The sequence below is a fragment of the Rhodococcus sp. APC 3903 genome (assembly GCF_030407755.1).
In the GTDB taxonomy this organism is placed as follows: Bacteria; Actinomycetota; Actinomycetes; order Mycobacteriales; family Mycobacteriaceae; genus Rhodococcus_F; species Rhodococcus_F erythropolis.
In genome coordinates this window covers 49913-62953 of record NZ_JASDCV010000006.1, presented here as the reverse complement: position 1 = coordinate 62953, position 13041 = coordinate 49913, and the positions used below count along the sequence as shown (strand labels likewise).

Sequence of the window (13041 nt, the reverse complement as noted above, 5' to 3'; positions counted from 1 at the left end):
TCGCATGTGACGACTACCGCTAAGCGTTAGTTCGTAGAAAATCCCCCCACCTCGAAAGAGGTGGGGGGATTTTTCATGTCGCTCGTTTCAGGAGTTGCTGCCGCTGAGGTCCGGGATGACGATCTCCTGGACAGCCCACTTGTTGCCGTCGGGGTCGGCGAAGTAGATGAATCTGCCCCAAGCCTGGTCGTCGATCGGGCTGATGTCGATGCCGCGGCTCTTGAACTCGCGCTCAGCCTCTTCGATGTCCTTGACCACTACCTGCATGCCGACGACGGAACCGGGCTCGGCGTCGGTGATTCCCTTGCCGATGCAGATCGAGCAGGCCGAACCGGGTGGGGTCAGCTGGACGAAGCGCAGCTCCTCGCTGACCGTGTGATCGTGGTCGGCGTTGAAGCCGAGGCGGACGTAGAAGTCCTTGGCGCGGTCGATGTCGGTGACGGGAATGGCGACCAGTTCGAGCTTGATGTCCATGACGTGCCCTTCATGTGATGGTGGATTCCGGCGACAGGTCCAGTGTTGCGGGTATTGCGGTCAGAAACGGTCCTCATTAGGCGTCCGGATGAAACTTTCCGAATTCCTTGTTGCTCCGAGAGTGCTTCTCTCACTTCTCGACCGATCCCGAACCAGGAGCGGATACCCCGACTCCGCAGCTCTGACGCATTCCGTCGAACGCGCCGCGCACGCCGACGCTCTCGGCTACCACCGGTTCTGGGTGGCCGAGCATCACGCGGTGCCCGGGATCGGGAGCGGGTCGCCGGCAGTACTGCTTGCCGCGATCGGAGCGCATACGCGCGATATCAGACTCGGGAGCGGTGGGGTCATGCTGCCGAATCACCAACCGCTGATCGTCGCCGAGCAGTTCTTGATGCTGGAGGCTCTGTACCCGGGGCGAATCGATCTCGGCCTCGGCCGATCGCTGGGATTCACGGAACCTGTTCGTCAGGCACTACGACGGAGCAAGGATGCTCCGGACACGTTTGCGTCCGATCTCGAAGAGGTGAGGCGCTACCTGGACGGATCCGCGGCAGTGACGGCACGGCCGGCGTCGGAGACCGGGGTGCCGATCTTCGTGCTCGCGACGCGTACAGGTCTGAAAGTGGCAGCGCAGCTCGGGCTTCCGGTGGTCGTGGGTGGGCCGATACTCGGAATCGGGAGCACCGACCGGGTGGAGGCATTGGACGAGTACCGCCGAGCTTTCCGGGCCACCGACGCTCATCCCGAACCCTATGTGGTGGTTTCTCTCGAAGTGGCGGTTGCCGATACCACCGACGCGGCGCGTGAGTTGCTGATCCCGGAGGCATACGCGCTCGCAGAATCGTCACGGACGGGGGAGTTTCCGCCGCTCGCGTCGCTGGACGAGATCAGGTGCGCCCCGCGCAGTGATCGAAATGCCAGGCGTATCGAGTCGTTCATGGCGTCGGCGCTGCACGGCACACCTGTCGAGGTGAAACAACAGCTTCACGATCTCGCCGAGCGGACCGGTGCCGACGAAGTGCTGGCGTCGACATCGACGTACGACCGTGACGCGCTTGCACTTTCGGACCGACTGCTACGTGAGGTGCTTTAGCGGTGTGGTTGATCTAACGAGGCACGTGAAACTCGAGCAGAGTGGCGACGGAGTCGTCGAGTTCGGTCCACGGCACCGGTACGGAGAGGACGGCGATCGCCGAAGTCGGGAACTTGTCGCGGATACGTTGGGCCGCTTCGGAGTTCTCGTTCGATGCGAGATCGAGTGCAGTCCAGGGAATTCCGGGTTCGTGTCCGACGATCAGGAGCGTCTTGACGTGGTCGGACGTGGTTCGCGCAGCTGCAATGACGTCTGCGGGTGAGCCGCCGTAGATGGACTTCTCGAATCCGGCGGGAGCTTCGATTCCCGTCGAGGCAAGGGTTTCGACGGTGCGCCGGGAGGTGGAGCACAGAACGGCGTCTACGGGCGGGACGTTTTCGCGGATCCATTCGCCGCCGATGCGGGCCTCGCGCAGGCCCCGTTCGGCGAGCGGACGCTCGTGATCACGGATGCCCTCGGGGTAGCTGGACTTGCCGTGTCGCATGAGGACGAGGGTGCGGTGGTCGGCCATGCGTTCACGGTATCCGCTTTGTGCCCGTCAGTCCGGTTACTCTGGATGGTCACGACCTTGAAGGAGGTTTTCGATGGCCGGTAAGAAGCTCGATCGAACTAATGCCCGAACTGCACTCGAGGTGGTACGCGAAAGCCCCACCATCGCTTTCATCACCGTTGCCCCGGCAGTGGTCGTGTTCGGCGTGGTGTGGTGGCTCTTCGGTTTCTGGGCCGCGATTCTTCTTGCGTTGGTGTTCGGTGTCGCGGCTGTCGCGACCCAGAAACTGCGTTAGAGGGCGCTCACCTGCGCAACTGCGCGGAGCGCTTCGCTGACCAGGAACCAGACCGTGACGGTCTTGTCGTCGACGCGGCTGCGCAGGACGACGTCGTCGCTGGAGACGATGGGGGAGAGGTACTCGATCAGTGCTCGATGCGGAACTGTACGCAGTTCGGTGCGAGCGCTGAGGACCTCTTCGACTGCCTGCCAGTAGACGGCGTTGTTGACGTGGTCGAACGGGTCGATATCCGTGGCGCGCAGAGCGAACGGCGTGTCCAGAACACCCGCGTCGTCCGCCTCCGGTGCGTTCTCGGCGAGGACACGCTTCCACTTCAGGCGATGCTCGTCGGTGGATTCTTCCAACGGCCGCATGAAGTCGTCGCTCATCCTGGTGGGCATGCCTGACTCGGCGCTGATGTTGATCCAGAAGCCTTCGGTTTCCATCAGCGCGCCGTTGCTGCCGTCGAAGCGCACGCGCATGTTCGCCCATCTCGTGGAGAAGCCGGAGCACCAGCGAGTCATCGTCAACTCTTCCGGCCAGATCGCCGGGCGTACGACATCGACGACCGTACGACGCACTATCCAGAGCGGATGAGTGTCGATGGCGCCGGCGGCTTCGATGTTGTCGTTGCCGATGTCCTGCAGATAACGGGCGACGGCGTCGAGCCTGACCTGCTTGGCGACGTCGATGTCGCCGGTGCGGACCGGGCGGGACTTGACGAAGATCGGTCCTCTGTCTGGCTGCGGCGCGAGCGTGAGATCTGGGTTCACGTGAGATTCCTGTTCGCTGGAGTGAGCCGATTCTGTCAGGCTTTTCAGCGAGTGGCGATTATCTGCTTTCCGCAGCCGGAACCGTCGACCATTCGTGCCACGGCGACGGCGGTGTCGGCAAGGGGATGAACGGAGTCGATCACCGGGGTGATGACACCTGCGTCGATCATTGCCGTCAGCACCTCCAGATCCTCGGCGTTCTCCGAAGCCATCAAAGACCCGAGCTTCTGAGATACGAACGGAGACAAGCACAGTGCGCGGATTTGGCGATCGATTCCGCCGAGCCACCGTCCACCGTTCTCGCCGCCCACGATCACAAGCCTCCCGGTGCGTGTGAGCGCCCGTCGAAGATCTCGCAGTCGGCGGTTGCCGCCGGTGTCGATGATGACGTCGTACCGATGCGATCCGTCGGTGGCGTCGTCGAAGCGGTAGTCGAGAACCTCGTCGGCACCGAGGGAGCGGACGGTATCGGCTTTCGAGGTGCTGCATACGCCGGTGACGAGCGCGCCCATGGCTTTTGCCACCTGCACCGCGTAGATCCCGACGCCACCGGACGCACCGAGAACGAGGACGGATTGCCCGGCCTGCACGCGGCCGTGGTCGCGCACGGCTTGCAGCGCTGTGAGGCCGGAGACCGGCACCGCTGCTGCTTGTGCGAACGACAACCGGGCAGGTTTTGCAGCAATCTTCGTCTCGAGTGCGCACGCGTACTCCGCGAACGAACCGACCGCGATCCCGTATACCTCCTGGCCGACTGCCACGCGGGTCACCGAACTGCCGACGGCCTCCACTCGGCCGGAAACGTCCAGTCCGCGGACCCGGTTCTCAGGTCTGCGCAGTCCAAATCCCGCGAGGCGCAACGGATATGGCAGTCCGGCCATGAGATGCCATGCCCCGCGGTCGACGGACGCGGCCTCGACGCGAATCAGCACTTCGTTGTCGGCGACAGTGGGGCGCGGAATGTGGTCGAGGTAGAGAACGTCGGCTTCGCCGTAGCGATCCTGTACGACGGCGGTCATCAGTTCCTGCGGCATGCGAGTCTCCGTTCGTCGAATGCTTACGCCGTAAGTATTGCACTTACGGTGTAAGTTCTGTCAATGTGGAGAAGCGCACAAGATTGACCCGAGATGACGTTGTACGCGCTGCCGTGGCGCTTGCAGATTCCGTCGGAATCGATTCGATGACCATGCGGAAGCTGGGGACCGAACTGGGCGTCGAGGCGATGTCTCTGTACAACCATGTTTCGGACAAGGGGGATCTGCTCGACGGAATGGTCGACGCGGTCTTTGCGGAGATCGATCTTCCGACGCCGGGACTGCCGTGGCGAACGGAAGTTCACGCGCGAGCGGTATCGACTCGGGAGGTGCTGGGGAGGCACCCGTGGGCGACTCCGTTGATGGAGTCCCGAACGACGCCTGGCCCCGCGACCCTGCGCCACCACGACGCCGTCATCGGAACACTACGCGCTGCCGACTTTCCGGTCGCCCTTGCTGCGCATGCCTTTTCGATCATGGATGCGTACATCTACGGCTTCGTGCTGCAAGAGGTGAGCTTGCCGTTCGAAACAGCGCAGGAAACGACGGAACTGGCGAAGGCGATCATGGGCTCGTTCGAGAGCGGTCAGTATCCGCACCTGGCCGAGCTGACCACCGAGCACGTCCTAGCTCCGGGATACAGCTACGCCGCCGAATTCGCTTTCGGTCTTGATCTGATTCTCGACGGACTCGAACGTCTGCACATCGGGAGCGAACGATGATCTGACGTGAGTACCGGGTTAAAGTCGAGAAAACCGGGTTACCGGTCCAGACTTCAGATGTCCCGAAGAGGAGCTTTCTGTGCGCGCCATGGTGGTTACGGAACTGTCCGGTCCCGAAGGAATTGTCGCGCAGGAGGTTCCCGAGCCCGCAGCCGAAGGTCTTGTTCTCATCGATGTGAAGGCCAGTGGTGTCTGCTTTCCGGACCTACTCATCACCTACGGCAAGTATCAGATCCGCCCGGAACCGCCGTTCATTCCCGGCGCGGAGATCTCGGGCGTCGTGGTCTCCGCGCCGGAAGGGTCGGGTTTCGCTCCGGGCGATCGTGTTCTCGCGGCCGCGTATCTGGGCGGCTATGCAGAGCGGATTGCCGTCAACCCGGCGCAGGTACTCCGAATTCCGGACGGACTCGCCTTCGACGAGGCGGCCTCTCTGATCATCAACTATCAGACGATGGAGTTCGCGCTGGCTCGTCGCGCGAAGATCGTCGCGGGGGAGACAGTCGTCGTGCTCGGCGCTGCGGGCGGAGTCGGAACGGCAACCATCCAGCTGGCCAAGGCGCACGGCGCTCGGGTGATCGCCGTGGTACGACGCGAAGGCGTCGAGGACTTCTTGCGTGAGCTCGGTGCCGACGAGGTTGTCGCGCTGGCTCCGGGATGGGGAGAGCGGATTCGGGAACTGACCGACGGCGTCGGCGCTCAGATCGTGGTAGATCCGGTAGGCGGGGATGCGTTCGACGACGCGGTCCGGGTTCTGGCGCCGGAGGGGCGTCTTGTGGTTATCGGTTTTGCCGGCGGCGGCATTCCTCAGGTCAAGGTGAACCGGGTGCTGTTCCGCAACATCAGCATTGTCGGCGCGGCGTGGGGCGAGTTCACGCGCACCAATCCCGAAGCGGTAGCCGAGGTGCATGCATCGCTGGTAGAACACGTCCGGAACGGCTTGCGTCCGCTGGTCAAGGCGCGGTATCCGCTTGCCGACGCAGCAGTTGCCCTGGCTGATCTCGAAAGCGGCAAAGTTCTCGGAAAGGCCATCTTGCTGCAGGAATGATTCTTCGCAACGTGATGGTGCTCACCAAATAATAAGTTGCAACATGTTTTCATTTGGGCAATAGTTGCAACCGCACTACCATTTGCCAGGTGATCGCTTCCGATTCTGATGACCTGTATGGAGCACTCGACGAGTTGTTCACTCGCCTGATGAGCGCCGGTGATTCGGAGTCGATCGATGCGTTGATCGAACTGGATCTCTCGTTCTCTCAGGTGCGTGTGCTGTTCGTACTTGCACAACGTGATGCGGCGATCCCGATCAACGAGGTTGCCGACGAGCTTCGGCTCTCGGTGGCAGCTACGGGGCGGAACATCGATCAGCTCGTGAACATGGGTCTGGTCGATCGCCGTGAAGACGAGCGGGACCGACGCGTCAAGCGGGTTTCCTTGTCGGAGGCCGGTCGTAAGGTGACGACCAACCACATCGAGTGCAAGCGCGGCCAGCTTCGCGAATTCGCGTCGCGTGTTCCTGAGCCAGAGCGGATTCGTTTGTTCGAGGCTCTCAAGCCCATTCTCGCGGGTGACTATCTGCGAGCACTTAACCAGGAGACTTCGCGATGACATCGCCGAACGCGCCGGCACCGGCGTCCGACAAACTTGACGGGGCGGTCCTCAAGATCGCTTCCGTGGTGGTGCTCGGCGCCATCATGTCGATTCTCGACGTAACCGTGGTGAGCGTCGCGCTCACCACTTTTGCCGAGGACTTCGAAACTTCGTACGCCACCGTCGCGTGGACGATGACGGCCTACACGCTCGCCTTGGCGACGGTCATTCCGGTTACCGGTTGGGCTGCCGACCGTTTCGGCACCAAGCGCCTGTACATGACGGCCCTGGTGCTGTTCGTGCTCGGTTCGGTCGCTTGTGCGATGGCGTGGGACATCACCTCGCTCATCGGCTTCCGCGTGCTCCAGGGTCTCGGCGGCGGCATGTTGATGCCGCTCGGTATGACGATCATGACCCGGGCCGCCGGTCCGGACCGTGTCGGTCGTGTCATGGCAGTTCTCGGTATCCCGATGCTGCTCGGTCCTATCGGCGGCCCGATTCTCGGTGGTTGGCTGATCGAGGCCGCGAGCTGGCACTGGATCTTCCTGATCAACTTGCCGATCGGCATCATCGCTCTGGCTGCTGCGTTCATCATTCTGCCGTCCGACAAGGCGAAGCCTTCGGAGTCCTTCGACTTCCTCGGCATGATCCTGCTGTCGCCCGGCCTGGCGCTGTTCCTGTTCGGTGTGTCGTCCATCCCTGAGGTGGGAACCGTCGCGTCCGCTCGGGTTCTGGTGTCGGCCGGTATCGGTCTGGCACTGATCATCGCCTTCGTGTTCCACGCGCTCAACAAGGATCACCCGCTGATCGACCTGCACCTGTTCAAGAACCGTCAGTTGACCACCGCCGTCATCACGACGTCGCTGTTCATCGTCGCGTTCATGGGCGCCGGGTTGCTGTTCCCGAGCTACTTCATTCAGGTCGGCGGGCACACCACGCTCGCGGCCGGATTGTTGATGGCTCCACAGGGTCTGGGCGCTATGGTCACCATGCCGATCGCTGGTCGACTGGTCGACAAGATCGGCCCGGGCAAGATCGTCCTGACCGGTTTGCCGCTGATTCTCATCGGTTTGGGTGTGTTCACACAGGTTGCCTCGGATTCCCCGACGTGGCTGCTGATGGGCGCCTTGTTCGTCATGGGCCTCGGTATGGGTTGCACCATGATGCCGCTGATGACCGCAGCTATCGTGACGCTCTCCAACGAGCAGATCGCTCGCGGCTCCACTCTGATGAACATCGTTCAGCAGACCGCAGGTTCGATCGGTACCGCCGTGATGTCGGTGGTCTTGACCAACCAGCTTCTCGATCGTGGCCTCGATACGACGATGGTCGGTGCGGCGTCGCACATTCCGACCGAGCCGGGAAGTCCGCAGGAGTCTGCTGCGAATTCGATTCTCAGTGCGGCGTCGGACGCTTTCGGCAACACCTTCCTCGTTGCCACTGTGCTGATCGTCCTGACCCTCATCCCGGCGTTCTTCCTGCCGCGGAGCAAGACCACCAGGCCGGTGGCCGAGGGCGAGACGGCAACGCCGATCGTTATGCACTGACCGCTTTTCGGTAGATCGTTTGTCCAGATGAGGGCGGCACACATCTTGTGTGCCGCCCTCATCTTTTTGCCGTGGAATACAGCTGGATGGTTGAATGTTTGATCAGTTACATGCAAACGCATGGATCTAGTTCGCGGAGGAGCAACCATGCAGTTCGGAATCTTCACGGTTGGTGACGTCACCACTGATCCCACGACGGGTAAGACCCCGACAGAGCACGAGCGCATCAAGGCCATGACGACCATCGCCAAGCACGCCGAGGAAGTCGGTCTCGACGTCTTCGCGACCGGCGAGCACCACAACAAGCCGTTCGTGCCGTCATCTCCGACCACGATGCTCGGATACATCGCGGCCCAGACCGAGAAGATCACGCTCTCCACGTCCACGACGCTGATCACCACCAACGACCCGGTGAAGATCGCCGAGGACTACGCGATGCTTCAACACCTCGCTGAGGGGCGTGTCGATCTGATGATGGGACGCGGAAACACCGCGCCGGTGTACCCGTGGTTCGGCAAGGACATTCGCGCCGGTATCCCGCTGGCGCTCGAGAACTATCAACTTCTTCGCCGGCTCTGGGACGAGGAGGTCGTGAACTGGCAAGGGGAGTACCGCACTCCACTCCAGGGATTCACGTCCACCCCGCGCCCGCTGGACGGCGTCGCGCCGTTCGTGTGGCACGGTTCGATCCGCAGCCCCGAGATCGCGGAGATCGCGGCGTATCACGGCGACGGATTCTTCGCGAACAACATCTTCTGGCCGAAAGAGCACTACATCGAGCTGATCAATCTCTACCGCCAGCGTTACGAGCATTACGGCCACGGCTCCGCGGATCAGGCGATTGTCGGTCTCGGTGGTCAGGTCTTCATGCGCAAGAACAGTCAGGACGCGGTCAAGGAATTCCGTCCGTATTTCGACAATGCTCCGGTGTACGGCCACGGGCCCTCACTCGAAGAGTTCACCGAGCAGACGCCGCTGACCGTCGGTTCCCCTGAGCAGGTCATCGAGAAGACGTTGGCGTTTGCCGATTTCTTCGGCGACTACCAGCGCCAGCTGTTCCTGATGGATCACGCCGGGCTGCCGCTCAAGACGGTGCTCGAGCAACTCGATCTGCTCGGTGAGGAAGTTGTTCCGGTTCTGCGCCGTGAGTTCGCGGCCAGGCGGCCCGCACATGTGCCGGACAACCCGCCCACTCACGCGTCGATGAAGGCGGCTCGTGAGGCAAGCAGTGTCACTGCCTGACGAGCAACCGCCTGAGGTTCCGGTCAGTACCACCGAACTCGCCACCGACGCCTGGGAAGCCTTGTTTCGCGCCCAGGTGTCGGTGCTGCGGCGGTTGGCTGCCGACGACGTCTGGGATCAGGTGTCGATGCGCGAGTACGACGTGCTGTTCACATTGAGCCTCACACCGAGTAGTTCACTTCGCCTGCATGACCTGAATCGCGAGATCCTGTTGAGCCAGCCGTCACTCAGCCGCCTGGTAGAACGGTTGGAGGGTGAAGGTCTGGTATCGAGAAGTGTTGATCCACAGGATCGCCGCGGGACGATCGTGCAACTCACCGAAGCGGGTGCAGCGCTGCAGAAATCAGTGGGCCGCCGTCATGCGGCGAGCATTCGTCGCCACGTCGGACCGGCCCTGGACGCGGATGAACTTCGAATGTTGGCCGAATTGTGCACGCGTCTGCGTCTCGCGCAGTCATGACTAGAGGCAGGATGGACGATATGAGCAACCTCGAAGCGCAGCCCGTCGAGCAGGAATGCGAAGGCCATCCGGCGGAGAGCGAGATTCAGATTCTCACCCCGCGCGACGTACCGCTCGGTGGCCCGCGGGCGATGCGAGTGCGTCGCACCCTTCCGCAACGCGAGCGTTCGCTGATCGGGGCATGGTGTTTTGCCGATCATTACGGTCCGGATGACGTCGGCTCAGGACCGGGCATGCATGTGCCGCCGCATCCGCATACCGGATTGCAAACGGTGAGTTGGCTGTTCACCGGAGAGATCGAGCACCGTGACAGCATCGGTTCCCATGCGATGGTGCGGCCGGGTGAACTGAATTTGATGACGGCCGGGAGTGGGATCGCGCACTCCGAGGTGTCGACGCCGAATACGAAGGTTCTGCACGGGATGCAGTTGTGGGTGGCGCTGCCGGATGCGGCGCGCGATACCGCACCCGCGTTCGTTCACTATCGACCGGAGCCGGTGACCACCGATGGTGTCACGCTCAGTGTGTTCCTCGGCTCGCTCGCCGGTGAAACGTCTCCGGTGTCTACCTTCACCGAATTACTCGGTGCCGAGGTGATTCTCGATCCTGGGGCCGAGATCGCCCTCGATGTCGATCGTTCACATGAGCACGGCGTGATCGTCGATCAAGGATCGGTTGTTCTGCGTGGTACCACCGTCGGCTGGGCCGAGTTGGGTTATCAAGCACCAGGTTTCGGAAAACTGACTTTGCGCAATCCGGGATCCGAACCGGCTCGACTGCTACTGCTCGGCGGGAAACCGTTGGGCGAGCAGGTCATCATGTGGTGGAACTTCATGGGTCGTACCCACGAAGAGATCGTCGAGTATCGACGCAAGTGGCAGGCCGAGCTGGCCTCCGGATTCGACGGCAGCGTCCCGGACCAGCGTTTCGGCGTCGTGCCGGGATACGACGGCCCGGCGCTCCCGGCACCCGAGTTGCCGAACAGTACGTTGCGGCCCCGAGGCTAGTCGGTGCTCTTGCGGCTACCGTCCGCGAGCATCGTCTCGATCAGGCCTGTTCGATGTCCTGGTGAGCCTTCGCGAGCATGATGTAGCCGGCGCCGTTGGCGGTGATACCGGCCTTTTCGCCTTCGGAGAGTTCACGTTTGACCTTGGCGGGCACGCCGGCGACCAGTGATCCAGGCGGGATTTGCATCCCCTGAGACACGACCGCACCGGCTGCAATCAGTGATCCCGAACCGATGTGTGCGCCGTTGAGCACCACGGCACCCATGCCGACGAGAACGTCGTCTTCGACGGTGCACCCGTGCAGCACTGCGTTGTGGCCGACCGAGATTCGCTCGCCCAGCACTGCGGGGAACGTGGGGTCGGCGTGCACCGTGCAGTTGTCCTGAATGTTGGTGTCAGCGCCGATGGAGATCGATTCTGCGTCGCCGCGGATAACCGCGCCGTACCAGATGCTGGCTCCCGCAGCGATGGTCACAGCGCCGACAACGGTGGCGTTGGGTGCGATGAATGCACTTTCGTCGATCTGCGGGGTGTTACCGAGAACGGTGGCGATGATCGGGTTGGTCATGGTTCTCCTGTGCGTTGGAATGACGTGCTCTGACGGTACCTGGACTATTTCGGTGTGGACTTTCGATTCATGACGACCGTCCCGACACCCGCGGTCACCACCAGTCCGATGGCGACGAGTGTGAAAGCGTCGAGCGTTTGCCCGATCACGAGGACTCCGGCCAGTGCGGCCGCTGCCGGTTCGAGGGCGATGAGGACCGCGAAGACCTTCTTGGCCAAGGAGCGCAGCGCCCACATTTCCAAGCTGTACGGGATGACGGACGAGAGGATGGCGACGGCGGCGCCTGCGGCGAGCATCTTCGGATCCAGCAGTTCACTTCCGCCCGAGACGACGCCGAAGGGCAGCGTCAATACGGCTGCGACGATGCTTGCGCCTGCCAACCCGTCGGCGCTCGGGAGCGTCGCGGCCAGGTGGGAACCGGCCACGATGTATCCGGCCCACGCAGTGGCGGCGATCAACGCGAACATCACCCCGATCGGGTCCAATCCGGATTCGCCGTGATCCCCCAACCCGAGCAGCAACACTCCGCCGAAGGCGAGCAGCACCCACGCTCCGTCGGCCCACCGACGCGACAGAACTGCGGCCAGCGTCAACGGTCCGAGGAACTCGATGGTGACGGCGGTGCCGATGGGCACCGTGTCGAGGGCGAGGTAGAAGGCGCCGTTCATCACGGCGAGGGCGATGCCCAGCGCGAAGATGCCTTTGCGTTGCCGGTTCGACCACCTGCTCCATCGCGGGCGGACGATGACGCCGAGGATGATCGCGGCGATCGTCAGCCGAAGCGTCGTGGCTCCGGCCGGCCCGATCTGCGAGAACAGGGTCGTCGCGAATGCCGCTCCGAACTGGAGCGACAGTATCGAGGTGAGGACCGCGCCGACCGGCAGTAGCTGACTGCCCGCCTTCATTCTCCGGTGAACTCGGGACTTCGACGCTCGAGCATCGCGGCGACGGCTTCGTGGTGATCTCGGGTGTGGTGGGCGATCGACTGCATGGCGGCCGAGAGTTCGAGCAGGCTCTCGAGGCTCTGGTGCTGGCCTTCGCGGAGGAGTTTCTTGGTCATGCGGAGTACCTGCGGGGGATTGGCGGCTACTCGAGCTGCCAAAGCGTGCGCTGCGGAAAGCAATTCCTCGGGTTCGGTGATCTGCGAGACCAGACCCCAGTCGAGTGCCTTCGCAGCATCGATGGGTTCGCCGGTGAACGCCATCTCGGCGGCGCGGGCGTTGCCGATCGCGCGGGGGAGCAGCCAGGCTCCGCCGTCGCCGGGGATGAGTCCCACCTTGACGAAGCTCTCGGCGAAGACTGCGGCGGTCGAGGCGATGCGGAGGTCACACATGAGGGAGAGGTCGCAGCCCGCTCCGATGGCCGGGCCGTTGACGGCTGCGATGGTCGGCACCTCACATGTGTACAGCGCGAGCGGAATGCGCTGGATGCCGTGCCGGTAGCCCTGGCGGATCTCGCCGGGAGCACCACCGAACATGCCTTCCTTGTCTCGCATGTGTTTGACGTTGCCGCCGGAGGAGAAAGCCGACCCGGCCCCCGTGAGGATGACCGCGCGCACACTCTGATCTCGGTTGACTGCGGTGACCGCGTCTTCGAGGGCCTCGATCATGTCGATCTCGGAGATCGCGTTGCGGGTGTCCGGGCGATTGAGGGTCCACGTGACCACATCGCCGGTTCGCGAGATCAGTACGGCGTCGCTCATGGGTGCTCCTGGTAGTCGATGGCAGTTGAGCTCAGTCTCTCACCACAAGATTTCTCAATAAC

At 62.8% G+C, this 13041-nt stretch carries 16 protein-coding genes; 9 read left to right on the top strand and 7 right to left on the bottom strand.

Annotated elements, in window-relative coordinates:
- Positions 1-87: 87 nt before the first annotated feature.
- Complete coding sequence (locus QMA15_RS10220; protein WP_290284286.1) at positions 88-474, bottom strand: glyoxalase superfamily protein; 387 nt, start codon at positions 472-474, stop codon at positions 88-90.
- A gap of 88 nt (positions 475-562) precedes the next feature.
- On the opposite strand from QMA15_RS10220, the gene QMA15_RS10215 reads away from it, so the two are divergent.
- Complete coding sequence (locus QMA15_RS10215) at positions 563-1570, top strand: LLM class flavin-dependent oxidoreductase (RefSeq protein WP_290284283.1); 1008 nt, start codon at positions 563-565, stop codon at positions 1568-1570.
- Positions 1571-1583: 13 nt separating this feature from the next.
- Here the strand turns inward: QMA15_RS10215 and QMA15_RS10210 are convergent, their stop codons facing one another.
- Positions 1584-2081, bottom strand: coding sequence for a histidine phosphatase family protein (locus QMA15_RS10210; protein WP_007728426.1), 498 nt, complete (start codon positions 2079-2081; stop codon positions 1584-1586).
- Positions 2082-2154: 73 nt separating this feature from the next.
- Between QMA15_RS10210 and QMA15_RS10205 the strand changes: the two genes are divergently transcribed.
- Positions 2155-2355, top strand: coding sequence for a hypothetical protein (locus QMA15_RS10205; protein WP_003941897.1), 201 nt, complete (start codon positions 2155-2157; stop codon positions 2353-2355).
- Here the strand turns inward: QMA15_RS10205 and QMA15_RS10200 are convergent.
- Positions 2352-3110, bottom strand: a complete 759-nt coding sequence (locus QMA15_RS10200; RefSeq protein WP_290284281.1) for an acyl-ACP thioesterase domain-containing protein — start codon at positions 3108-3110, stop codon at positions 2352-2354. The genes QMA15_RS10205 and QMA15_RS10200 overlap by 4 nt on opposite strands.
- Positions 3111-3154: 44 nt before the next feature.
- Positions 3155-4144, bottom strand: coding sequence for an NAD(P)-dependent alcohol dehydrogenase (locus QMA15_RS10195; protein WP_084326720.1), 990 nt, complete (start codon positions 4142-4144; stop codon positions 3155-3157).
- Between the two features lie 65 nt (positions 4145-4209).
- Here QMA15_RS10195 and QMA15_RS10190 point away from each other — a divergent pair, with 65 nt between their 5' ends.
- From QMA15_RS10190 to QMA15_RS10160, 7 genes are all read left to right on the top strand, one after another.
- Complete coding sequence (locus tag QMA15_RS10190; protein WP_021334063.1) at positions 4210-4866, top strand: TetR/AcrR family transcriptional regulator; 657 nt, start codon at positions 4210-4212, stop codon at positions 4864-4866.
- 79 nt (positions 4867-4945) lie between these two features.
- A complete protein-coding gene (locus tag QMA15_RS10185) occupies positions 4946-5911 on the top strand; it encodes an NADPH:quinone oxidoreductase family protein (RefSeq protein ID WP_019744299.1) in 966 nt (321 codons plus the stop codon).
- Positions 5912-6000: 89 nt separating this feature from the next.
- Positions 6001-6471 (top strand): MarR family winged helix-turn-helix transcriptional regulator, encoded by a 471-nt coding sequence (locus QMA15_RS10180; RefSeq protein WP_003941890.1) that lies wholly within the window; start codon positions 6001-6003, stop codon positions 6469-6471.
- Entirely contained in the window at positions 6468-8000 is a 1533-nt protein-coding gene (locus tag QMA15_RS10175) for a DHA2 family efflux MFS transporter permease subunit (protein WP_003942006.1), read from the top strand. Before QMA15_RS10180 ends, QMA15_RS10175 begins: the two co-directional genes overlap by 4 nt.
- Before the next feature lie 147 nt (positions 8001-8147).
- On the top strand, positions 8148-9242 hold the full coding sequence (locus tag QMA15_RS10170; protein WP_020906827.1) for an LLM class flavin-dependent oxidoreductase: 1095 nt from the start codon (positions 8148-8150) through the stop codon (positions 9240-9242).
- Complete coding sequence (locus QMA15_RS10165) at positions 9229-9702, top strand: MarR family transcriptional regulator (RefSeq protein WP_172933348.1); 474 nt, start codon at positions 9229-9231, stop codon at positions 9700-9702. The genes QMA15_RS10170 and QMA15_RS10165 overlap by 14 nt, the downstream gene beginning before the upstream one ends.
- A 20-nt stretch (positions 9703-9722) precedes the next feature.
- A complete protein-coding gene (locus QMA15_RS10160; RefSeq protein WP_070385008.1) occupies positions 9723-10709 on the top strand; it encodes a pirin family protein in 987 nt (328 codons plus the stop codon).
- A gap of 40 nt (positions 10710-10749) precedes the next feature.
- Here QMA15_RS10160 and QMA15_RS10155 read toward each other — a convergent pair whose 3' ends face one another.
- Genes QMA15_RS10155 through QMA15_RS10145 form a run of 3 tightly spaced genes read right to left on the bottom strand, consistent with a single transcriptional unit; the run spans position 10750 to position 12979 of the window.
- Positions 10750-11277: a gamma carbonic anhydrase family protein gene (locus QMA15_RS10155; RefSeq protein WP_003941993.1), complete on the bottom strand. Its 528-nt coding sequence runs from the start codon at positions 11275-11277 to the stop codon at positions 10750-10752.
- Positions 11278-11321: 44 nt separating this feature from the next.
- A complete protein-coding gene (locus QMA15_RS10150; RefSeq protein ID WP_020906830.1) occupies positions 11322-12182 on the bottom strand; it encodes an EamA family transporter in 861 nt (286 codons plus the stop codon).
- Positions 12179-12979 (bottom strand): crotonase/enoyl-CoA hydratase family protein, encoded by an 801-nt coding sequence (locus tag QMA15_RS10145; RefSeq protein ID WP_020906831.1) that lies wholly within the window; start codon positions 12977-12979, stop codon positions 12179-12181. The genes QMA15_RS10150 and QMA15_RS10145 overlap by 4 nt, the downstream gene beginning before the upstream one ends.
- Positions 12980-13041 lie beyond the last annotated feature (62 nt).